Annotated in this window: 16 protein-coding genes and 3 pseudogenes; 9 read left to right on the forward strand and 10 right to left on the reverse strand. The window is 65.0% G+C overall.

Annotation, left to right across the window (positions count from 1 at the left end):
- Window positions 1-139: 139 nt before the first annotated feature.
- Window positions 140-2,350: a phosphoribosylformylglycinamidine synthase subunit PurL gene (purL, locus tag ACKWRH_RS29625; protein WP_445216390.1), complete on the reverse strand. Its 2,211-nt coding sequence runs from the start codon at window positions 2,348-2,350 to the stop codon at window positions 140-142.
- A gap of 185 nt (window positions 2,351-2,535) precedes the next feature.
- On the opposite strand from purL, the gene ACKWRH_RS29630 reads away from it, so the two are divergent.
- Entirely contained in the window at window positions 2,536-3,015 is a 480-nt protein-coding gene (locus tag ACKWRH_RS29630; RefSeq protein WP_038933935.1) for a PaaI family thioesterase, read from the forward strand.
- Window positions 3,016-3,090: 75 nt separating this feature from the next.
- The gene (locus tag ACKWRH_RS29635; RefSeq protein ID WP_445216391.1) at window positions 3,091-4,050 is read left to right on the forward strand and encodes a DMT family transporter; all 960 of its coding nucleotides are present in this window, start codon (window positions 3,091-3,093) and stop codon (window positions 4,048-4,050) included.
- 101 nt (window positions 4,051-4,151) lie between these two features.
- On the opposite strand, the gene ACKWRH_RS29640 is transcribed toward ACKWRH_RS29635, so the two are convergent.
- Both ACKWRH_RS29640 and ACKWRH_RS29645 read right to left on the reverse strand, forming a co-directional pair.
- Window positions 4,152-5,507: an NAD(P)H-dependent oxidoreductase gene (locus ACKWRH_RS29640; protein WP_445216392.1), complete on the reverse strand. Its 1,356-nt coding sequence runs from the start codon at window positions 5,505-5,507 to the stop codon at window positions 4,152-4,154.
- Window positions 5,508-5,719: 212 nt separating this feature from the next.
- Window positions 5,720-6,610, reverse strand: coding sequence for a LysR substrate-binding domain-containing protein (locus ACKWRH_RS29645; RefSeq protein WP_445216393.1), 891 nt, complete (start codon window positions 6,608-6,610; stop codon window positions 5,720-5,722).
- Window positions 6,611-6,890: 280 nt separating this feature from the next.
- On the opposite strand from ACKWRH_RS29645, the gene ACKWRH_RS29650 reads away from it, so the two are divergent.
- Both ACKWRH_RS29650 and ACKWRH_RS29655 read left to right on the forward strand, forming a co-directional pair.
- A complete protein-coding gene (locus ACKWRH_RS29650; RefSeq protein ID WP_445216394.1) occupies window positions 6,891-7,913 on the forward strand; it encodes a TRAP transporter substrate-binding protein in 1,023 nt (340 codons plus the stop codon).
- Between the two features lie 14 nt (window positions 7,914-7,927).
- Window positions 7,928-9,780 (forward strand): annotated as a pseudogene (locus tag ACKWRH_RS29655) (TRAP transporter large permease).
- A 38-nt stretch (window positions 9,781-9,818) separates the two neighbouring features.
- Here the strand turns inward: ACKWRH_RS29655 and ACKWRH_RS29660 are convergent.
- From ACKWRH_RS29660 to purQ, 3 genes and pseudogenes are all read right to left on the reverse strand, one after another.
- A pseudogene (locus ACKWRH_RS29660) lies at window positions 9,819-10,555 on the reverse strand (tetratricopeptide repeat protein).
- 176 nt (window positions 10,556-10,731) lie between these two features.
- Window positions 10,732-11,722, reverse strand: a pseudogene (locus ACKWRH_RS29665) (tripartite tricarboxylate transporter substrate binding protein BugD).
- On the reverse strand, window positions 11,719-12,420 hold the full coding sequence (gene purQ, locus ACKWRH_RS29670; protein WP_445216395.1) for a phosphoribosylformylglycinamidine synthase subunit PurQ: 702 nt from the start codon (window positions 12,418-12,420) through the stop codon (window positions 11,719-11,721). The pseudogene ACKWRH_RS29665 and the gene purQ overlap by 4 nt, the downstream one beginning before the upstream one ends.
- A 171-nt stretch (window positions 12,421-12,591) precedes the next feature.
- Here purQ and ACKWRH_RS29675 point away from each other — a divergent pair, with 171 nt between their 5' ends.
- Window positions 12,592-13,608 carry a magnesium and cobalt transport protein CorA gene (locus ACKWRH_RS29675; RefSeq protein WP_445216396.1) on the forward strand — a complete coding sequence of 339 codons (1,017 nt, stop codon included), beginning with the start codon at window positions 12,592-12,594 and terminating at the stop codon, window positions 13,606-13,608.
- Window positions 13,609-13,621: 13 nt separating this feature from the next.
- On the opposite strand, the gene purS is transcribed toward ACKWRH_RS29675, so the two are convergent.
- Complete coding sequence (gene purS, locus ACKWRH_RS29680) at window positions 13,622-13,861, reverse strand: phosphoribosylformylglycinamidine synthase subunit PurS (protein ID WP_014494125.1); 240 nt, start codon at window positions 13,859-13,861, stop codon at window positions 13,622-13,624.
- A gap of 12 nt (window positions 13,862-13,873) precedes the next feature.
- Window positions 13,874-14,641 (reverse strand): phosphoribosylaminoimidazolesuccinocarboxamide synthase, encoded by a 768-nt coding sequence (purC, locus tag ACKWRH_RS29685; RefSeq protein WP_172782948.1) that lies wholly within the window; start codon window positions 14,639-14,641, stop codon window positions 13,874-13,876.
- A 319-nt stretch (window positions 14,642-14,960) separates the two neighbouring features.
- On the opposite strand from purC, the gene ACKWRH_RS29690 reads away from it, so the two are divergent.
- Entirely contained in the window at window positions 14,961-15,284 is a 324-nt protein-coding gene (locus ACKWRH_RS29690; protein ID WP_014494124.1) for a DUF1476 domain-containing protein, read from the forward strand.
- A gap of 116 nt (window positions 15,285-15,400) precedes the next feature.
- On the opposite strand, the gene cynS is transcribed toward ACKWRH_RS29690, so the two are convergent.
- Together cynS and ACKWRH_RS29700 are read right to left on the reverse strand one after the other, a co-directional pair.
- A complete protein-coding gene (cynS, locus tag ACKWRH_RS29695) occupies window positions 15,401-15,889 on the reverse strand; it encodes a cyanase (protein WP_445216397.1) in 489 nt (162 codons plus the stop codon).
- Window positions 15,890-15,978: 89 nt separating this feature from the next.
- On the reverse strand, window positions 15,979-17,547 hold the full coding sequence (locus ACKWRH_RS29700) for an alpha/beta fold hydrolase (protein WP_445216398.1): 1,569 nt from the start codon (window positions 17,545-17,547) through the stop codon (window positions 15,979-15,981).
- Between the two features lie 148 nt (window positions 17,548-17,695).
- On the opposite strand from ACKWRH_RS29700, the gene mddA reads away from it, so the two are divergent.
- Genes mddA through ACKWRH_RS29715 form a run of 3 tightly spaced genes read left to right on the forward strand, consistent with a single transcriptional unit; the run spans window position 17,696 to window position 20,203 of the window.
- The gene (gene mddA / locus ACKWRH_RS29705; RefSeq protein WP_445216399.1) at window positions 17,696-18,445 is read left to right on the forward strand and encodes a methanethiol S-methyltransferase; all 750 of its coding nucleotides are present in this window, start codon (window positions 17,696-17,698) and stop codon (window positions 18,443-18,445) included.
- On the forward strand, window positions 18,442-19,419 hold the full coding sequence (locus ACKWRH_RS29710; protein ID WP_445216400.1) for an NADPH:quinone oxidoreductase family protein: 978 nt from the start codon (window positions 18,442-18,444) through the stop codon (window positions 19,417-19,419). Before mddA ends, ACKWRH_RS29710 begins: the two co-directional genes overlap by 4 nt.
- A gap of 34 nt (window positions 19,420-19,453) precedes the next feature.
- Window positions 19,454-20,203: a PaaI family thioesterase gene (locus ACKWRH_RS29715; protein ID WP_445216401.1), complete on the forward strand. Its 750-nt coding sequence runs from the start codon at window positions 19,454-19,456 to the stop codon at window positions 20,201-20,203.
- Window positions 20,204-20,242 lie beyond the last annotated feature (39 nt).

Here is a 20,242-nt window from a genome sequence, read left to right on the forward strand (position 1 = left end):
CTCTCCACTCGTCATTGCGAGGAGCTCTTGCGACGAAGCAATCCAGTCTGCCGCCGCGGAGACGGTCTGGATCGCTTCGCGGAGCCTGTCATCGTGCCGCGCTTCGCGCGGACCCGGTGGCTCGCAATTAGAAAGCGCCTTACGCCGCCTTCCCGCTCATATATTCCGGCAGCCAGCGCTCGAACGATTTCCGCAGGCTATCGATCGACACTGGCGCCTCGCCCGCGATCGCGATCGCATCGCCGCCGGTGGTGCCGATGCGCACGCAGGGCACTTCGCAGCCGCGCATCTTGGCCAGCACGCGGCCGGCTTCCGCTTCCGGCACGGTGACGAGATAGCGCGCCTGATCCTCGCCGAACCAATACGCCTGCGAGACGAGCGACGTCGGCGCCGCCAGCAGTTTTGCGCCGATGCCGCTGGCCATTGCCATCTCGGCGAGCGCGATCAGCAGGCCACCGTCCGAGAGATCGTGCACCGCGGTCGCGGTGCCCGCATGGATCATGCCGCGCACGCAGTCGCCGTTGCGCTTCTCGGCCCCGAGGTCGACCGGCGGCGGCGCCCCCTCCTCGCGACCGCAGATGTCGCGAAGGTAGACCGACTGGCCGAGCCAGCCGTGGGTTTCGCCGACCAGGAGGATCGCCTCGCCCTCGGCCTTGAAGGCCAGCGAAGCGGACTTGGTGAAATCGTCGAGCAGGCCAACGCCGCCGATCGAAGGCGTCGGCAGGATCGCGCGGCCGTTGGTCTCGTTGTAGAGCGAGACGTTGCCGGACACGACCGGGAAGTCCAGCGTGCGGCAGGCTTCCGAGATGCCCTTCAGGCAGCCGACAAACTGGCCCATGATCTCGGGCCGTTCAGGATTGCCGAAATTGAGATTGTCGGTGATCGCGAGCGGCTTGCCGCCGACCGCGGTGATGTTGCGCCAGGCTTCCGCCACCGCCTGCTTGCCGCCCTCGAACGGATCGGCCTCGCAATAGCGCGGCGTGACGTCGACGGTCAGCGCCAGCCCCTTCGGCCCGTCCTGCACGCGCACCACGGCGGCGTCGCCGCCGGGACGCTGCAAGGTGTTGCCGAGGATGACGTGGTCGTACTGCTCCCAGACCCAGCGCTTGCTGCACATGTCGGGCGTGCCGATCAGCTTCTCCAGCGCGGCACCGACGCCCATCGGCGCCGGCACCTCGCGCGCGTGCACGACCGGCAGCGCGGCAGAAGGAATATGCGGGCGGTCATAGAGCGGCGCCTCGTCGCCGAGCTCCTTGATCGGCAGATCGGCCATCACGTCGCCGCCATGCTTGACGACAAAGCGCTTGCTCGGCGTGGTGTAGCCGACGACCGCAAAGTCGAGGCCCCATTTCTTGAAGATCGCCTCGGCTTCCTTTTCCTTCTCGGGCTTGAGCACCATGAGCATGCGCTCCTGGCTTTCCGAGAGCATCATCTCGTAGGCGCTCATGCCGGTCTCGCGCGTCGGCACCGCATCGAGATCGAGGTCGACGCCGAGGTCGCCCTTGGCGCCCATCTCGACCGCCGAGCAGGTCAGGCCCGCCGCGCCCATGTCCTGGATCGCGATGACGCAGCCCTTCTCCATGATCTCGAGGCAGGCTTCCAGCAGCAGTTTTTCGGCGAAGGGATCGCCGACCTGCACGGTCGGGCGCTTCTCCTCGGACTTGTCGTCGAATTCGGCCGAGGCCATCGAGGCGCCATGGATGCCGTCGCGGCCTGTCTTGGAGCCGAGATAGACGATCGGCATGTTCACGCCGGAGGCGGCCGCATAGAAGATCTTGTCGGCATCGGCGAGGCCCACGGCCATCGCGTTGACGAGGATGTTGCCGTCATAGCGGGTGTGGAAGCGGACCTGGCCGCCCACTGTCGGCACGCCGAAGGAATTGCCGTAGCCGCCGACGCCGGCGACGACGCCGGACACGAGATGCCGCGTCCTGGCATGCTCGGGCGCGCCGAAGCTCAGCGCATTGAGGCAGGCAATGGGCCGCGCCCCCATGGTGAAGACGTCGCGCAAAATGCCGCCGACGCCGGTGGTCGCACCCTGGTAGGGCTCGATGTAGCTCGGGTGGTTGTGGCTCTCCATCTTGAAGACCACGGCCTGGCCGTCGCCGATATCGATGACGCCGGCATTCTCGCCGGGGCCCTGGATCACCCAGGGCGCCTTGGTCGGCAGGCCGCGCAGATGGATGCGCGAGGATTTGTACGAGCAGTGCTCGTTCCACATCGCCGAGAAGATGCCGAGCTCGGTGAAGGTCGGCTCCCGCCCGATCAGCTTCAGGATGCGCTCATACTCGTCGGGCTTGAGCCCGTGGGCGGCAACCAGTTCGGGGGTGATCTTGGGTTCGTTCTTCATGGATTCGGGGCTTTCGGCGGCGTTTTGCCGTTCTTAGGAAGATCGGGGGCCTACGAAAAGCCCTTTATGGCGCATTTTCCCGCTGTCCCACGTTTTGCGGGCAGGCGGTCGGCGGGAACGGGAATTGCAAGGCGCTGACGGATCGGATTTAAGGACTAAAGACCCGTAATTGAAGGCCCATTTCCTTGCACGAATTGACCAAAGTCCCCTCCACCCGCCGCCCGGACCTGCACGTCGCCACCGATGGCGAGTTCACGGGTTGGCGGACCTGGATTCGCGACAGTTTTGAGAGCCATATCGGCCCGTTCTGGCACAAGATCGAGGAAGACGGCAGCGTCCGCTCGGCCTTCCGGGTCGAGAAAAAGCACCTCAACGGCTCCGGAAACGTCCATGGCGGCTGCTTCATGGCGTTCGCCGACTATTGCCTGTTCGCGATCGCCACCCACGAGCTGGATGGCCCGGCCGTGACGACGAATTTCGCCTGTGATTTCCTCGACGCGGCCCGCGAGGGCGAGCTGGTCGAATGCGTCGGCGAAGTGTCCCGCGCCGGCGGCTCGCTGATCTTCCTGCGGGGCAAGCTGACCTCGGCCGGGCGGCCCCTGTTCACCTTCTCCGGGACGATCAAGCGGGTGAAGCGGAAGCCGGCCCTCCAGCCAAACGCATAGCTCGACGCCTTCCCTTTTCGCGTTCCCTCGCCCAGACTTGCGACAAGCGCTTTGGCGCGGGGGAGCAGGAACAAGGTGCCGCAGAGCACATCGTCGGGCCGCACGGCGGCCGCCGCATCGTCGTCGCCATCCATCATCGCCACCGGTGCGCGCAACTGGCGCGACTACGCGCTGCTGTTCGCGCTCGCCTGCTGCTGGAGCTCGACCTATCCGCTGGCGAAGCTCGCGCTTCCCACGATCCCGCCCGTCACCTTCATCTCGGCGCGCTCGCTGATCGCAGCCGCCTTTCTGTTTGCGATCCTGTGGATGCGCGGCCTCAAGCTGCCGACCGACGTGAAGGCCTGGAAGCTGTTTGCGACCCAGCAGCTGATCAACTCGACCTTCCCGTTCCTGATCATCACCTGGTCGCAACAATATGTCCCGGCGTCGAACACGGTGGTGCTGGCCTCGACGACGCCGATCTTCGCCTTCCTGATCACCTCGCTGATCACGCGGCATGAGCCGGCCACGCTGCTGAAGCTCGCGGGCGCAATTCTCGGCCTTGCCGGCACCATCGCCATCGTCGGGCTGGACGCGCTGCGCGGCTTCGGCAGCGAGATCGTGGCGGAGATCGCGATCCTGCTCGCCACCATCTCCTTTGCCTGCGCGACGATTTTCGGCCTCAGGCTCTCCGAATACGATCCGATGGTGGTGGCGACCGGCTCGCTGCTGTTCGGTGGCCTCGTGCTGCTGCCGCCCTCGCTCATCATCGACCAGCCCTGGACGCTGCACCCGACGCCGACGGCGATCGTCGCCACCATCGTCATGGGCATCGTTTCCAGCGCGCTGGGGCTGATGCTGTTCTACGTCTGCCTCGGCCGGCTCGGCACGCTGACCACGAACGCACAAGGCTATCTGCGCATTCCGATCGGCGTCGGATTGTCCGTGCTGTTGCTCGGAGAGAGCGTGCCGTCGAACCTCGCGCTGGGACTGCTGCTGGTCATGGCCGGCGTCGCCGCGATGACGGTGCCGGCGGAACGGCTGAAGCTGCGCTAGCGCGGTACGGAGAGCACGGAACAATAGCCCAAAGCGCGATGACGAATCCCGATGTCATCGCGCTTTGGTTGGGCGCGGGCCGAGCCCCGCCGTTGTACCGATCAAGCAGCCATGTTTGGTTGCCGGAAGGCCGCTTCCATCTCGCGGCGCACCCGCACGGCGAGACTATTGGGATCGTACTCCACGTCCTCCCATTTCAGGCGCTGACCTGGCGCGATATCGGTCTTGAGCTTGACATGGTGGGCGAGGCCGAGCGGCAGGTAGCCATGCTTCAGTGAAGCGTCGGCGGGGGTCTGTTTGCCCCAGACGCAGAAGCCGCCCTCGCCGTCGAGCATCTCGCCGGCCTTCAGCTTGCGCTTGGCGGTCGCGACGACGTCTGAATTGAACACGACCGGCGCACCGGTCGGCTCCTTGCGCAGCGCCGCGGAGGCGACGGAGATGCCGAGCTCGAGCCCGATCATATGGATCGGCCGGTACAGCGAGGCATATTTGCCGGTCTTGTCCGGCAGCATGCTGTATTCGCGGAAGCACTCCTCGGAATAGGCGCTGTCGGTCTCGAACACGACATAGGTCCCCATCACGAGGCTCTGCGGCACGTCGGTGCCGTCGCGATAGACCGAGGACGTGACCTCGGTGACCCCTGACTTCTCCAGCATGCCGCCGTCGGATTTCGGCTTGCAGATTTCGGCGTGCTCGAACCGCGTCGCCGGCGGGAACGACAGGCCCTCGCTCTGCGCATGCAGCCCGGTCGCATTGCACACCGCCGTCATCTCGATGCCCGACTTGGTGCCGTCGACGAAGGAGTTGAACATCTTCGGGTTGATCGAGTTGCGATCTTTAATCTTCATGTATTTGTCGAGGATGTCCCAGACCGTATCCGGCGTCGACTGGTGATAGGTCGGGTGATAGCGCGTGCCCTTGCCGGCGGCGACGACCTTGAAGCCGGCCGCGCGGGCCCAGTCGACGTGATCGGCGATCAGCGCCGGCTGGTCGCCCCAGGCGAGTGAATAGACGACGCCGGCCTGCTTCGCCTTGCGCGCCAGAATCGGGCCTGCGACTGCGTCCGCCTCGACATTGACCATCACGATGTGCTTGCCGTTCTCGATCGCCTTCATCGCGAAGCGGATGCCTGCGCCAGGATCTCCGGTCGCTTCGATGATGACCTCAATGGCGGGATGGGTGATCAGGGCGTCCGCATTGTCAGTGACGATCGTGCGGCCGTGCTTCAGCGCATCGTCGATCGTAGCAGCCGCATATTGCTCCTCGGGCCAGCAGCCGAGCTTGAGCTGCGAACGGGCGCGGGCCGTGTTCAGGTCGGCGACACCGACGAGATGCATGCCGTCGGTCTGGCGTACCTGCGACAGGAACATCAGGCCGAATTTTCCGGCCCCGATCAGGCCAATGGTAACAGGCTTGCCGGCCGCCTTGCGCTCCAGCAGCATGCGATGGAGATTCATCTGGATTTCCTTAAGCGTTCCTCGGGTGACGGCGTTGTTGCAGCCGTGAAGTCCGGCCGCGCTCGCCTTGCACGGAAACGTTAGGCAGCGACGAATCCGAGGGCAATTCAGATTATCTGCCGCGACGATGTAGGCACGCTAAACAATCCGCGCGTCTTGGCTCTTAGTTTGCGCATGATCTCTCTCGGAAAACCGCCTCACACTTTTCCGGATCATGCGCGCGCGCTCCAGGCGTCGCGTTCCCGACGCAACCAGTCGAGGAAGGTGCGGGTCTTGCGGTGGCGCAAATGGCCGTGCGGACAGACGATCCACTGCGTGGTCAGCGCGACCTCCGGCGGGTTCTTCACGGGGCAAACCAGGCGACCGTCACGTAATTCGCGCCAGGCCAGCAGCTCGCTCTCCAGCCCGATGCCGAGGCCGTCGACGGCAGCGTCGATCGCCATGTGGCTGCGGTCGAACAGCACGCGCTTCCAGCGTTCCGCAGGCTCGATGCCGGCCTCCGTGAACCAGCGCGGCCATTGCATCTGCGATTTCACCGAATGGATCAGCCGGTGCTCGAGCAGGTCCTGGGCTGCGAGACTGCCCGCCGCAAAGGACGAAGGCGCACACAGCGGAAAGAACCGCTCCTTGCCGAGGCTTTCGACGAACAGGCCGGCCCAGCCGCCCTCGCCGTGGCGAATCTCCAAATCGACATTCTCCTTGCGGAAATCGGTCGGCTCATTGGTACCGTCGAGCCGCAATTCGATGTCCGGATTGGCGTCGACGAAGCTGGCAAGCCGCGGCAGCAACCATTTGCTCGATACGCTCGGCGCGGCGCGCACCGTCAACGTGGTGGCCGAGCGGATGCCGCGGACATGCTGCGTGACGTCGGTGACGTGCTCGATCTCGCGGCTGATCATCTCGAAATAGCGCTCGCCGGCCTCGGTCAGCGTGATGTTGCGCCCGACCCGCGAGGTCAGCGCCGTGCCGAGATGCAGCTCCAGCGCCTGGATCTGCTGGCTGACGGCCGACGGCGTCACCCGCAATTCATCCGCCGCACGGGAAATGCTGCCCGCGCGCGCCACCGCGTGGAAGACGATGATGGCGCGGAAGGGTATCTGCATCAGGAAACCTTTTAGGCCAGCTAAAGTGACGGCGAATATAATTCAATTGTCGTGCATGACCAGCGATCTAGGCTTCAACCTCAAGGCAACCCGCGACAGACGGGTGCCGGCGAGGAAACAGGACGGCGCAGAGCGCCGGTCCGCCCGGGGGAAGGAACGCAAGGCCAAGCCTTTCACCAGACAAGCGATGTTGACGACACCGGCGCGGCAAAGCCTGCGCGCCGCAACGATTACGTGCGCCGACAAAGGCGCCGAACGAAGCCATCAGGGAGGACCAACGATGTCGGGCAAGAACCACACGATTTCACGCCGCAACTTCATGGTGGCGGCTGCGGCCGTTCCACTGGTCGCGATCCGCACCCGGCCGGCGCAGGCCGCGGAGTTCGAATACAAGCTCGCCACCGGCCAGTCGCTGACCCAGCCCATCAACACCCGCCTCGATCAGGCCGTGAAGCGGATCAGGGAAGCGAGCGGCGGCCGGCTGGAGATCAAGTTCTTTCCCGCCTCGCAGCTTGGCTCGGACACCGATCTCCTGACCCAGATCCGCAGTGGCGGCGTCGATTTCCTCAACATCGCGGGCTCCGTGCTGTCGACGGTGGCGCCGACCGCCGGCATCGCCAATGTCGGCTTCGCATTCTCGGACTACGGCCAGGTCTGGAATGCGATGGATGGCGACCTCGGCAAGCTGATCGCAACCCAGATCGAGAAGACCGGCGCGCTGATGGTGGCCAAGCCCGCCGACAACACGTTCCGGCAGATTTCGTCGTTCACCAAGCCGATCAAGACGCCGGCCGACCTCGACGGTTACCGCATCCGCGTGCCGGTGTCGCCGATCTTCACCTCGCTGTTCAAGTCGCTCGGCGCCAACCCGACCTCGATCAACTTCAACGAATTGTACACGGCGCTCCAGACCCATCTCGTCGACGGCCAGGAGAACGGCCTCGTCACCATCGAGGCCGGCAAGATCTACGAGGTGCAGAAATACATCTCCGAGACCAACCACATCTGGGATCCGTTCTTCATCCTCGGCAATCGCCGCTCGGTGAAGGCGCTGCCCGACGAGTTGCAGGCGATCGTCCGGCGTGAGTTCGACCAGGCCGCGATGGAGCAGCGCGTGGACACCGCAAAGCTCAATCTGACGCTGAAGGACCAGCTGACCGCCAAGGGCATCACCTTCGCGGTCTCCGACAAGGAGGCGTTCCGCAAGGGACTGTCGGCCGCCGGCTTCTACAAGGAATGGCGCGCCAAGTTCGGCGAAGACAATTGGAAGACGCTGGAGGCCGCGGCCGGAGCATTGGCATGAGCGCCGTGGTCGGCATGCCGGAAACGGTCACGCTCGGCGAAGCACAGCCGTTGCGCGGACGCTGGCTGGAGCAGTCGCTGCGCTGGCTGGTCGAGATCCCGGCGGCGATCGCCGTCGTCGCCGAAGTCGTCATCCTGTTCGCCGGCATCGTCGCGCGTGCAATCTTCCACCGGCCGATCATCTGGTCGGACGAGTTGGCGTCGATCCTGTTCCTGTGGCTGGCGATGCTCGGCAGCGCGATCGCCGTGCAGCGCTCGGCGCATATGCGCCTGACGTTCTTCACGTCGTATCTGTCGCCGCGCGCCGAGGCGTGGGCCTCGACGCTCGCCGCCGGCGGGGTTGCGCTGTTCCTCGCGATCATCCTGCATCCGGCGCTGGATTATGTGGAGGACCAGGCCTTCGTGGAGACGCCGGCGCTTGGCTGGTCCGGCATGGTCCGCGCGGCCGCCATCCCGGTCGGCTGCATCATCGCGCTCGCCAGCATCTGCCTCACGCTCGTCAAGCGGTCGGCAAAGGACCTGCTTGCCGTCGCCGTCCTGTTTGCGGCGATTGCCGGCGTGCTCTATCTCGCAGGTCCCTCGCTGAAGTCGCTCGGCAACTGGAATCTGCTGATCTTCTTCGTCGGCCTGCTCGGCTGCGCCGTGATGGCGGGCGTGCCGATCGCGTTTTCCTTTTGTCTGGCGACCGTCGCTCTCCTGCTGACCACGACACGGACGCCGCTGCTGGTCGTGGTCGGGCGGATCGACGAGGGCATGAGCTCGCTGATCCTGCTCGCGGTGCCCCTGTTCGTGCTGCTGGGACAATTGGTCGAGCAGACCGGCATGGCGCGCGTCATGGTCGCGTTCCTCGCGTCCGTGCTCGGCCATGTCCGGGGCGGGCTGTCCTACGTGATGCTCGGCGCCATGCTGCTGGTCTCGGGCATTTCCGGCTCCAAGACCGCCGACATGGCGGCGATCGCGCCGGTGCTGTTTCCCGAAATGCGCAAACGCGGCATGAAGGATGGCGAGCTGGTGTCCCTGCTCGCGGCATCTGGTGCGATGAGCGAGACCATTCCGCCCTCGATCGTGCTGATCGCGATCGCCTCCGTCACCGGCGTGTCGATCGCGGCCTTGTTCACTGCGGGCATCCTGCCGGGGATCGTGCTGGCGATCGTGCTCGCCTTCGTCGCGCGCTACCGGGCAGGCGCGGAGGAGAATGCCGCGATCAAGGTCGCGCGAGCGCCGATGTCGGTGGTGGCGAAGACGTTGTGGGTCGCCTTGCCGGCGCTGACGCTGCCGTTCCTGATCCGCAGCGCGGTGGTCGAGGGCTACGCGACGGCCACCGAAGTCTCGACCATCGGCATCGCCTATTGCCTCGTGCTCGGCTTGATCATCTATCGCGGCAGCCTCTCCTGGAAGAATGTGCTGCCGATGCTGGCTCGCTGTCCGGCTCGATCCTGTTCATCGTGGGCGCTGCGAGCGCGATGGCCTGGGCGCTGGCGCAATCCGGCTTCTCACATGATCTGGCGGCGCGCATGGCCGGCGTGCCGGGCGGCACTTACGGCTTCCTGCTGATCTCGGTGGTCGCCTTCATCGTGCTCGGCAGCGTGCTGGAAGGCATTCCGGCGATCGTGCTGTTTGGTCCACTGCTGTTTCCGGTGGCAGCCCAGTTCGGCATCAACGAGGTGCACTATGCGATGGTCGTGATCCTCGCCATGGGCCTCGGCCTGTTCGCGCCGCCGTTCGGCCTCTGCTACTACGCAGCCTGCAGCATCGGCGGCGTGTCGCCGGATGCCGGCATGCGCCGGATCTGGATCTATCTCGCCTGGCTGTTCCTGGGCCTGCTGCTGATCACCTTCGTGCCCTGGATATCGCTGGTGTTTCTATGAGACTCCCGACCTGAAGCCATTCCGCCTGGCATGCCCGTTCAGGTCGAAATCTGCTTCTCGGCGATCGAGAGCCACTCGGCCTGCGCCTCGCGCAGATATTTGGGCGCGCGCCGCATCTGGATCAGGAGCTCGTTGAAGACCACACGTGCCTCGGCGCTGCGGCCGACCATCTGGAGCAGCAGGCCGTAGCGCACCCGTGCCTCGGCGCCCGGGAAATACCCGGCGACGGCGTGATATTCCTCCAGCGCCTCGTCTAGCCGGCGACCTCGGCGAGCGCGCGGGCGTAGAGCAGGTGCGCGTCGGCGGAATCGAAGTCCGGCCATTGCTTCTGAAGATCGTCCAGCGTCGCCAGCGCATCGGCCGGACGCTTGGCGGAAAACGCCGCCTGCGCCTTGCCGAACGCGTAGGCGGGATCGTGGCCCATCGGCAGTGCCAAAATGTGATCGTAATGCTGCTCGGCTTCACCGTAGCGCCCGATCTTCACGCACTCCTCGGCCAGCGCCGCACGGTTGGCGATGGTATCGGTGACAGCCAGCCGGTCGGAGAGCTCGCGATAGCGCTTCTCCGGATCGAGCCGATTGGCAACGCGTTGGCGCGCCTGCCGCGCGCCGGGGCTCGAAAACCATTCCGGGATGAGCTCAACCGCGATATAGGCGAGCGCGCCCATCAGCGGCACCAGCAGGATGATGAAAGCCCAGGGCCGCAATCGCCCGGTTCGCGACGCGTGGTAAATCAGTGTGATATCGAGCAGCAGAACGACCAAAGCGACGGGCATGTGACATCCAGGAGCACAACGACAGCGCACGCTTCCTGATATCGCAACTCGTGCGGCGAAACAACTTTGAGTTGTTCGCCTCCGCAGAAATCAGCGACCGACGCGCGCCTTGATGGCGACGAGGAGTCAGTCGTCTCAAGCGCGATTGAGGTTCATGAGACAGCAAGCCAAAGCTGCTATTGCTTGGCGTCGTCCGCCAGCATCTTCCGGTACTTCTCGACGTCGCGCGTCACGAGCTTCTGGAGCACCTCGGGCGTATGCTCGTCGGGATCGGGCGCAACGGTCGACAGATCGGCAAAACGCTTCTTCACCGCGTCTGTTTCCACCGCGGTGCGCGCGGCTGCATTCAGCTTGGCTGATGACAGCCTGCGGCGTGCCCTTGGGCGCGAACAGGCCATTCCAGCCCTGCGCCTCGAAGTCCGGCAGGCCCGCTTCCGCCGAGGTGGGCACATCGGGCAGCGTGGCCAGCCGCACGGTCGAGCCGACCACCATGCCCCTCACCAGCTTGTCGCCGATCGACTGCGAGACGGAGGCCGCGGCATCACAGACGCCGTCGATCTGGCTGCCGATCGCATCCGTGAGTGCGGGCGCCGCGCCGCGATAGCCGACCAGCGTCGCATCGATGCCGGCGGCCGTCACAAAGCTCTTGCAAATGAGGTAATTCGACGAGCCGACACCGGCATGGCCGAGATTGATCTTGCCCGGGTTGGCTTTGGCATAGGCGATGAACTCTTTCAGGTCCTTCGCCGGGAAATCCTTGCGCAGCGCGATGATACCGAACGTCTTCGCCACCATGGCGATCGGCACGAAGGAGTCAGGCGTGAACGGCAGTTTTGGATAGATCGTGTAGGTCGCGGCATTGGTGCCGGCGTTGCCGATCGCGATGGTGTAGCCGTCAGGCTCGGCGCGGGAGGCGCGCGCCAGCGCGGTCGAGCCGCCGGCGCCGGCGACGTTCTCGATCACGATGGTCTGGCCGAGCGCGATGCCCATCTGCTCGGCGACCGTGCGCGCGATCACGTCCGACGTGCCGCCGGCCGCGAACGGCACGATCATGGTGACCGGGCGCTTGGGGAAATCCTGCGCGAAGGCGGCGGTCGCGAGCGAAAATGTCGCGAGCGACAGCGCCGCGATCGCGGCGAGAGCCCGCTTCCCCACGAACGAGATCACGCTGCCTTTTCCAGATGGGCAGTGAGGCCGGCGAACAGGCCGCGGCCATCGGTGCAGCCCATGATGTCTTCGACGTGGTTCTCCGGGTGCGGCATCATGCCGAGCACGTTGCCCCTGTCGTTGACGATTCCGGCGATGGATTGCGCCGCGCCGTTGATGTTGCTGATATCGTCGACCACACCCTCGGCCGAGCAGTAGCGATAGAGCACCCGCCCCTCGCCTTCGAGCCGCTTGATGGTCTCTTCGTCGGCCTCGTAATTGCCCTCGCCATGCGCCACCGGCACGCGGATCACCTGGCCCGCATTGTAGCCGCGGGTGAACGGCGTGTCGGAACGCTCGACGCGCAGATGCACGTCGTGACAGATGAACTTCAGCCGTGCGTTGCGCATCAGGACGCCGGGCAGCAGGCCGGACTCGCAGAGGATCTGAAAACCATTGCAGACGCCGAGCACGAGACCGCCCTTGGCCGCATAGTCGCGCACCGCGTCCATCACCGGCGACCGCGCCGCAATCGCACCGCAACGCAGGTAATCGCCGTAGGAGAAGCCGCCGGGCACCACGACGAGGTCGGTGCCCGCGGGCAGCGACGTCTCGGCGTGCCAGACCATCGCGGGCTCGCTGCCGGAGATCAGCCTCAATGCGCGCGCCATGTCGCGCTCGCGGTTGATTCCGGGAAAGACGAGGATGGCGGCTTTCATGGTTCGGGTTCCGACGGTGATGGGAATCGGGCTGGCCAAGGAGGGCCAAAATCGTGAAGAGACATAGCCATTTGACGGGGATTTTACCAGTGCTAGCCTCGCCGGGCGGCCTTGTACACAGGCCATAGCCACGGCACTTTTTGCCTGACGATCTTGCCCGGGATTGAAGCCATGAACGTCCCGTCGCTGCCCGCCTCCGCCTCCGAACCGGTGTCCACTCAGGGCGTCATCGCTGCCGGCGCCTATGTCGACGGCCGGCGCGTCGCCAATATCGCCATCAGCGACGCTTCGAGCTGGCGGGCCAAGCCCGGCCACGTGGTGTGGATCGGGCTCCACGAGCCTGACATGGCGCTGCTCGGCGCCGTGCAGAAGCAGTTCGACCTGCACGACCTTGCCATCGAGGACGCCAACAACGCCCATCAGCGGCCGAAGATCGAGCAATATGGCGAGGCCCTGTTCATCGTGGCGCGGACGGCGCAACTGATCGAGGGCCGGATCGCTTTCGGCGAGACGCACATCTTCGTCGGCGAAGGCTATCTGGTCTCGGTGCGCCATGGCGCCTCGACGTCCTACACGCCGGTGCGCGAACGCTGCGAAAGCTGCCCGCGGGCGCTGGCGCGCGGTGAGGACTACATCCTCTACGCCATCCTCGATTTCATCGTCGACAACTACTCGCCCGTGCTGGAGAGCATCGACGAGGAGGTCGAGGGCATCGAGGACGACGTCCTCTCCAAGCCGATCAGCAAGGAGCAGATCGAGCGGCTCTACATGCTGCGCCGCGACCTGTTGCGGCTCAGGACCGCGATCGGCCCGCTGGTGGAAGTCTGCCGCCGGCTGGAGCATGACGAGCTGTCGATGGTGCGCGCGACGATGCAGCCGCTGTTCCGTGACGTCACCGACCACGTCAGGAACATCCAGGAGCGCATCGATTCCATGCGCGAAGTGCTGGCCTTCGCCTTCGAGGCGAGCCTGCTGGTCGGACAGGCGCAGGAGACCGCGGTCTCCAAGAGGCTCGCCTCGTGGCTCGCCATCATCGCGATCCCGACCGCGCTTGCTGGCATCTACGGCATGAACTTCAAGCACATGCCGGAGCTGGATTGGGAGTACGGCTATTACCTGCTGCTCGGCGTGATGCTCGCCTCATGCGCCGCGCTCTACTGGCGCTTCCGCCGCGTCGGATGGCTGTGAAGCGCCGCGCGGGCTAGACGATCTCGACCCGATAATTCTCGATCACGGTGTTCGCCAAGAGCTTGTCGGCGGCCTCCTTCAGCGCGGCTTCGGCCTTGGCCTTGTCGGCGCCGGCGAGCTCGATGTCGAACACCTTGCCCTGGCGGACGCTGGCGACGCCGTCGACGCCGAGCGACTTCAGCGCGCCTTCGATGGCCTTGCCCTGCGGATCGAGGATGCCCGTCTTCAGGGTAACGGTAACACGTGCCTTCACGTCAAATCCCTCTTAGCTCTTCACCAGCACCGGGCCAGTACCCTGCGGACGCTCGTTCTCCATGAGGATGCCGAGGCGTTTTGCGACTTCGGTGTAGGCCTCGAGCAGGCCGCCGAGGTCCCTGCGGAAACGGTCCTTGTCGAGCTTCTCGTTCGACTTGATGTCCCACAGACGGCAGCTATCCGGTGAGATCTCGTCGGCGACGATGATCCGCATCATCTCGTTCTCGAACAGCCGCCCGCACTCCATCTTGAAGTCGACGAGGCGGATGCCGATGCCGAGGAAGAGGCCGGTGAGGAAGTCGTTGACACGGATGGCGAGCGCCATGATGTCGTCGATCTCCTGGGGCGTCGCCCAGCCGAACGCGGTGATGTGCTCTTCCGACACCATGGGGTCGTTGAGCTGGTCGTTCTTGTAGTAGAATTCGATGATCGAACGGGGCAGCTGCGTGCCCTCCTCGATGCCGAGGCGCTGCGACAGCGAGCCGGCGGCAACGTTCCGCACCACCACTTCCAGCGGCACGATCTCGACCTCGCGAATCAACTGCTCGCGCATGTTGAGGCGGCGGATGAAATGGGTCGGCACCCCGATGTCGTTGAGGTGCTGAAACAGGTACTCCGAGATCCGGTTGTTGAGGACACCCTTGCCCTCGATCACCTGATGCTTTTTCGCATTGAACGCGGTGGCGTCATCCTTGAAGTGCTGGATCAGGGTACCGGGCTCCGGGCCTTCGTAAAGAACCTTTGCCTTGCCTTCATAAATACGACGCCGACGGCTCATGGGGATGTACCGTGTTTTGTTGAAATCCATGTATTTGGTGTGCTCCGGTTACCAGGTTACGACCCACAGCGGAGCTGCCGTGAACGGCTGGGAACCCGTCTATAACCCCTTGGAAACAGAACGGGAACCAAGCCTTCAGGCAACCTATCCGATTGGCTGTCCCAGCACAATCGATCCGGCCGTCCGGCATCAACTTATACCGTCTTGCCTGCGGCTTAACGGCTCGTTGTTTTGCCGATTCGTGCCCCCTATCTAGGCATGCGCCGGGGCCGTCGCAACGACGGCCACCGTATCCAGTCAGCAGGGAATTGGAAAAGGCATGAGCAGTTTGGACAAGCGCGAGGAAGGCTTCGAGAAGAAGTTCGCCCTCGACGAGGAGCAGAAATTCAAGGCGGAAGCCCGCCGCAACCGGCTGCTCGGCCTTTGGGCCGCCGAGAAGCTCGGCATCACCGGCGAGGCCGCCACCGCCTACGCCAAGGAAGTGGTCGCGGCCGATTTCGAGGAGGCCGGCGATGCCGACGTCCTGCGCAAGGTCATGGCCGATTTCGCCGCCAAGAACGTCGCGATCACCGAACAGGCGATTCGCGCCAAGATGAGCGAATTGATCGCCGTGGCGGCGGCCGAGGTGAAGGCGGGGAAGTGACACGAAGCGTCACTCCGGGGCGCGCGATAACGCGAACTCTGGTGCGCAATTGCGCACCAGAGAATCTCGAGATTCCGGGTTCGGTCCTTCGGACCGCCCCGGAATGACGTGCGGGATCACCCCTCTTTGAAGCCGTATTCCGGCACATTGCCGCTGGCGCCGTAATATTTGTACGGCAGAAACTTGCCGCTCATGGTGATCTTGACGCGGTCGCCCTTCGGGTTGGCAACGCGCTCCATTGCCATGTCGAAGTCGATCGCCGACATGATGCCGTCGCCGAATTCCTCCTCGATCAGCGCCTTCCACGCCGGACCGTTGACCATCACCATCTCGTAGAAGCGATAGATCAGCGGATCGGTCGGCGGCATCGGCGTGCCGGTGCCGCGCATCGGCACCTCGTTGAGCATCGCGGTCTCGGCCTTCGACAGGCCGAACAGCTCGCCGGCATTGGCGGCCTGCGGTTTCGTCAGCTTCATCTGGCCGAGAATCGCACCGACGATCAGCACCTCGGAATAGCCGCCGACCTTGTCGCAGATGTATTTCCAGCTCCAGCCGTTCTCGCGCTTGATGTCGAGCAGCTTTTCGGTGAGGTCTTCGCGTTTCATGTCGGGGTCTCCCTTGGCCAGGCATCGTGTCACGTCGTTTGTGCCGCTTTGGGAGGCACGAAACGTGCCAATAAATGAGGCTTGAGGCGTCATCGCCTCGACCTCCCCTCACGCGGTAAAGCCTCCGTGAACCGCTTGATCGCCTCAAGCACCGGCTGCTGGTCGCCGGCAAAGAACCAATGGTCATTGCCGTCGAGCTCGACGAATTCTGCACCGGTGATCCGGCTCGCGATGTCGCGCCCGGCCGCGATCCGCACGGCCTTGTCGTCCCGCCGATGCAGCACCAGCGTCGGCACCGCAATCCGCGCCAGAAGGTGTCGCACGTCGGCATCGCGAAAGGCCTCGAGCACGGCGGAGATGCCGCCGGGACTGGACGCCGCGCGCAACAGTCCCGCCCACCAGGCACGGGCCTGCGGATCATTGGCCAGGCTCGGCGCGAAGGCTTCGATCCCGACCGGACCGCCCCATTGCGCAATCAGGTGCTTGCTCCAGGCGTCATACTGGCTGGCGCGCAGCGCGTGCGGATAGTCCTCCGACCAGCAGCCCTTGGCCAGTGCGCCGAACAGGATGAGCCCGGCCACATGGCGGGATTGCTCGACCGCAAATTTGATGCAGGCCGGCCCGCATTCGGATGCGCCAAACAGCACGACGCGGCGCGAGTCCGCCGCCCGTAGCACGGTGCCGATGTCGTCCGCGGTGACGTCGATGCCGGGGGCCGATCCGACCCGGTCGGATAGGCCGATGCCGCGGCGATCGAAAACGATCAGCCGCCCAAGCCTCATCAATGAGGCCAGGAACGTCCGGCTCGGAGGGTTCTCCCAGGCGCGTTCCACATGCGAGACGAAGCCGGGCATGACCAGGATGTCGAGCGGACCGCTGCCATAGGTCTGATAGGCCAGATGCACGCCGGCGCCCTCCACATAGCGTGTCGCTGGAAGCGCATCGCGCAGCGGCGCGGCCGCGCGGCTCATAAGCGCTTCGGTCTCGGCTTCCGGCGCGACGCCAAGCTCGTCGCGCAGCCGCTGCGCCAGTGCCGCGTGATGCCGTTCCGCCGCGCTTCGGTCGCCGGCCAGCAGCAGGCTGCGGATCAGATGCCGGCCATACACCTCGCTGAGCGGATCGAGCTCGACCAGACGGCCCGCATGCACTGTCGCGGCGAGATGATCGCCAGCAGCATTCCTGTCCTGCACCAGACGCTCGAACGCCTGCACGAGCCGTCCCCGCAACGCCTCGCGGCGAAAGAACGCCCAATCGTCGAACTCAGGACAGTCGTCCGGAGAAAAGCCCGCCAGGAAGTCGCCGCGATAAATCCGGCAGGCCTCTTCAAAGTTGCCGCGGTCGCAGGCGCGCTCGAACTGATGCGAGTCGATCTTCAGCTCGACCTCCGGAGACCAACGCAAGCTCGTGCGGTCGGTCTCGAAAACCGCCTGGCCGAGCTTGAGCTCGACGCGGTGAAGCAGACGCCGCAATCGCGCGAGGCCCGTCTCGCGGGGAGTCTCGGGCCATAGCAGCGTGGCAATGACGTCGCGCGCGACGGGGCCTTTGGCTTCCGCGAGATAGACCAGCAGCGCAAGCCCCTTGCGTAAGGCCAGCTTGATCGGGCGGTCGTCGGCATGGACCTCGGGGAACCCGAACGTGCCAAGTGAAAAGGCCGTCATGGAGATCCTCCCTCCCCGGTCGGCGCCCCCGGGGGACGCGCAGGGGACGGTCCAGCGATAGCAGTCAGGCCAGATCGAGCCCGCTCGCCAGCGAGCAGTTCATGCTCCTGAATGCGGCACCGCCGCCATCGGTACAATAGGAAAAACCATGTTCGCTCGCCTCGCAATCCTGCTCTACGCCATCGTGAGCTACGCCGTCTTCACGGCTTCATTCCTCTACGCGCTCGGTTTCGTCGGCAATTATGTCGTGCCCAAGTCAATCGACACGTCGATCGACGCCGGCGCCCCCGCGAATTTGGGTGAGGCCATCGTCGTCAACCTGCTGCTGATGAGCCTGTTTGCAATCCAGCACAGCGTCATGGCACGCCCGGCCTTCAAACGCTGGTGGGCGGGAAGCCTTCCCATCGCCTGCCAGCGCAGCACCTATGTGCTGCTCTCCAGCCTGATCCTCCTGCTGCTGTTCTGGCAGTGGCGTCCGATCCCGGCGCCGATCTGGCAGGCCAGCGGAATTACAGCGTGGCTCCTGACCGGCGTGCATTGGCTCGGCTGGCTTATCGCGTTCGCCTCGACCTACATGATCGATCATTTCGATCTGTTCGGCCTGCGCCAGGCTCTCTTCGCGTTGCGCGGAGCCGAGATATCAGGTCAATCCTTCCGGACGCCGCTGCTCTACAAGATCGTGCGGCATCCGCTCATGCTGGGCTTTCTGCTCGCGTTCTGGGCGACACCCGAGATGACCGCCGGCCATCTGCTGTTCGCGATCGCGAACACGGCCTACATCCTGGTCGCCCTGCAGTTCGAGGAGCGGGATCTGATCGCCGAGTTCGGCGCGACCTACCAGGACTATCGCCGGCGCGTTCCGATGCTGTTGCCGCGCATTTTCGGAGCGCCCCGATGAAAGCGGTTCTGTGCAATTCGTTCACTGGCCCCGCGGATCTGCGCCTCGGTGAGATCGATGCGCCGCGGCCAGCCGGCGACGAGATCCTCATCGACGTCCACGCGGCGTCCGTGAGCTTCATGGACCAGTTGCTGGTCTCGGGCCTCTACCAGATGCGGCCGCCGACGCCCTTCGTGCCCGGCACGGAAGCTTCCGGCGTCGTCGTCGCGGTCGGCGACAAGGTCACGATGTTCGCACCCGGCGATCGCGTGGCCTGCAGTGCCTGGACCGGCGGCTACGCCGAACGGATGATCGCGAAGGAATCCAAAAGCGTGCGGCTACCGGATGGCGTCGCGTTCGAAGCCGGGGCGACGGTGCTGCACAATTACGGCACGGCCTATTATGCACTGGTTGAGCGGGCTCGGGCGCAGCGTGGCGAAACCCTGTTCGTCACCGGTGCGGCCGGTGGGGTCGGCCTTGCCGCCGTCGACCTCGGCCGTCATCTCGGTCTGCGCGTCGTCGCCGGCGTCGGCTCCGACGACAAGGCCGCCCTGGTGCGGCGTTACGGGGCCAGCGATGTCGTCAACTATCGCAGCGAAGATCTGCGCGACCGGATCAAGTCGATCACATCGGGAGAAGGCATCGATGTCGGTCTCGACAACGTCGGCGGCGCGATCTTCGAGCAGATGGCCCGGCTGATGAAATGGGGCGGACGGTTGATGCCGATCGGCTTCACCAGCGGCGCGATTCCACAGATCCCGATGAACCTGCCGCTTCTGAAGAACTATTCCATCCTGGGTGTGTTCGCCGGCGCCTGGGCGGAGAAATTCTCCGCGGAGGCCGCGCGCATGAATGACACGCTGGTGCAATTGCTGGCCGACGGAAAAATCCGTCCACATATCGATCGCGTCCTCCCTTTGCAGGAGGCCGGCGACGCCATGCGCGCCTTGGCCAATCGCGCGGTTCAGGGACGAATTGTTCTCAAGATCAGGTAGACTGCGCCCCGACCAGGAAGAGAGGACAGAACCGATGACCGAGATCATCATCGACAAGCGCTTTTGCGGTCCTCCGAACTCCGGGAACGGCGGCTATGTCTGCGGCCGGCTGGCCCGCCACATTTCCGGCGGCGCCGAGGTGACGCTGCGCGCGCCGCCTCCTCTCGACAAATCGCTCGATGCGGCCGCGACCGCCGACGGCACATGGGAGCTTCGCGACGGCGCCAAGGTCGTCGCGACCGGTCGCGCAGTAAGCGTCGAGCTCGCGCGCCTTGAGACAGCCCGTTTGCAGGAAGCACGCGCAGCCGAATTGCTGGCGCTGTTCAAACCGCACGAGCATCCGCTGCCGAACTGTTTCGTCTGCGGTCCCGCAAGAGCGAAAGGCGACGGCCTGCGCATCTTCGCCGGCCCGCTCAGCCGTCATGGACAGCTTCCCGTTCTCGCGGCGACCTGGATGCCGGATCAGAACCTGGCCGCCGAGGATGACCTCATCGCCCCCGAATTCCTCTGGTCCGCGCTCGATTGCCCCACCGGCTTTGCCTGCAATTTTGATCAGCAGAGCGGCAGCTTCGAGAAGACCCCGCTCCTGCTCGGACGGATGTCAGCGCGGATCGAGGCCCGTCCGCGCCCCGGCGAGCCCTGCATCATCACGGCTTGGCCAGCCGGCCGCGACGGCCGCAAGCGGACCGCCGAAGCTGCGGCCCATGATGAAGCCGGAAAGCTGCTGGCCGTGGCTCGTACGACATGGATTGCAGTGGAACGCGAGGTGCAACTGGGGCGATAGATGCGTAATCCACCACTTTGGCCGCGGCACGAGAAGAGG

The sequence above is a fragment of the Bradyrhizobium sp. Pa8 genome, from assembly GCF_052588265.1.

What these genes read in the sequence shown, in the direction of transcription:
- purL (WP_445216390.1), bottom strand. Translation starts at nt 2,350, where the DNA reads ATGAAGAACGAACCCAAGATCACCCCCGAACTGGTTGCCGCCCACGGG.
- ACKWRH_RS29640 (WP_445216392.1), bottom strand. Translation starts at nt 5,507, where the DNA reads ATGAATCTCCATCGCATGCTGCTGGAGCGCAAGGCGGCCGGCAAGCCT.
- ACKWRH_RS29645 (WP_445216393.1), bottom strand. Translation starts at nt 6,610, where the DNA reads ATGCAGATACCCTTCCGCGCCATCATCGTCTTCCACGCGGTGGCGCGC.
- ACKWRH_RS29650 (WP_445216394.1), top strand. Translation starts at nt 6,891, where the DNA reads ATGTCGGGCAAGAACCACACGATTTCACGCCGCAACTTCATGGTGGCG.
- purQ (WP_445216395.1), bottom strand. Translation starts at nt 12,420, where the DNA reads ATGAAAGCCGCCATCCTCGTCTTTCCCGGAATCAACCGCGAGCGCGAC.
- ACKWRH_RS29675 (WP_445216396.1), top strand. Translation starts at nt 12,592, where the DNA reads ATGAACGTCCCGTCGCTGCCCGCCTCCGCCTCCGAACCGGTGTCCACT.
- purC (WP_172782948.1), bottom strand. Translation starts at nt 14,641, where the DNA reads ATGAGCCGTCGGCGTCGTATTTATGAAGGCAAGGCAAAGGTTCTTTAC.
- ACKWRH_RS29690 (WP_014494124.1), top strand. Translation starts at nt 14,961, where the DNA reads ATGAGCAGTTTGGACAAGCGCGAGGAAGGCTTCGAGAAGAAGTTCGCC.
- cynS (WP_445216397.1), bottom strand. Translation starts at nt 15,889, where the DNA reads ATGAAACGCGAAGACCTCACCGAAAAGCTGCTCGACATCAAGCGCGAG.
- ACKWRH_RS29700 (WP_445216398.1), bottom strand. Translation starts at nt 17,547, where the DNA reads ATGACGGCCTTTTCACTTGGCACGTTCGGGTTCCCCGAGGTCCATGCC.
- mddA (WP_445216399.1), top strand. Translation starts at nt 17,696, where the DNA reads ATGTTCGCTCGCCTCGCAATCCTGCTCTACGCCATCGTGAGCTACGCC.
- ACKWRH_RS29710 (WP_445216400.1), top strand. Translation starts at nt 18,442, where the DNA reads ATGAAAGCGGTTCTGTGCAATTCGTTCACTGGCCCCGCGGATCTGCGC.
- ACKWRH_RS29715 (WP_445216401.1), top strand. Translation starts at nt 19,454, where the DNA reads ATGACCGAGATCATCATCGACAAGCGCTTTTGCGGTCCTCCGAACTCC.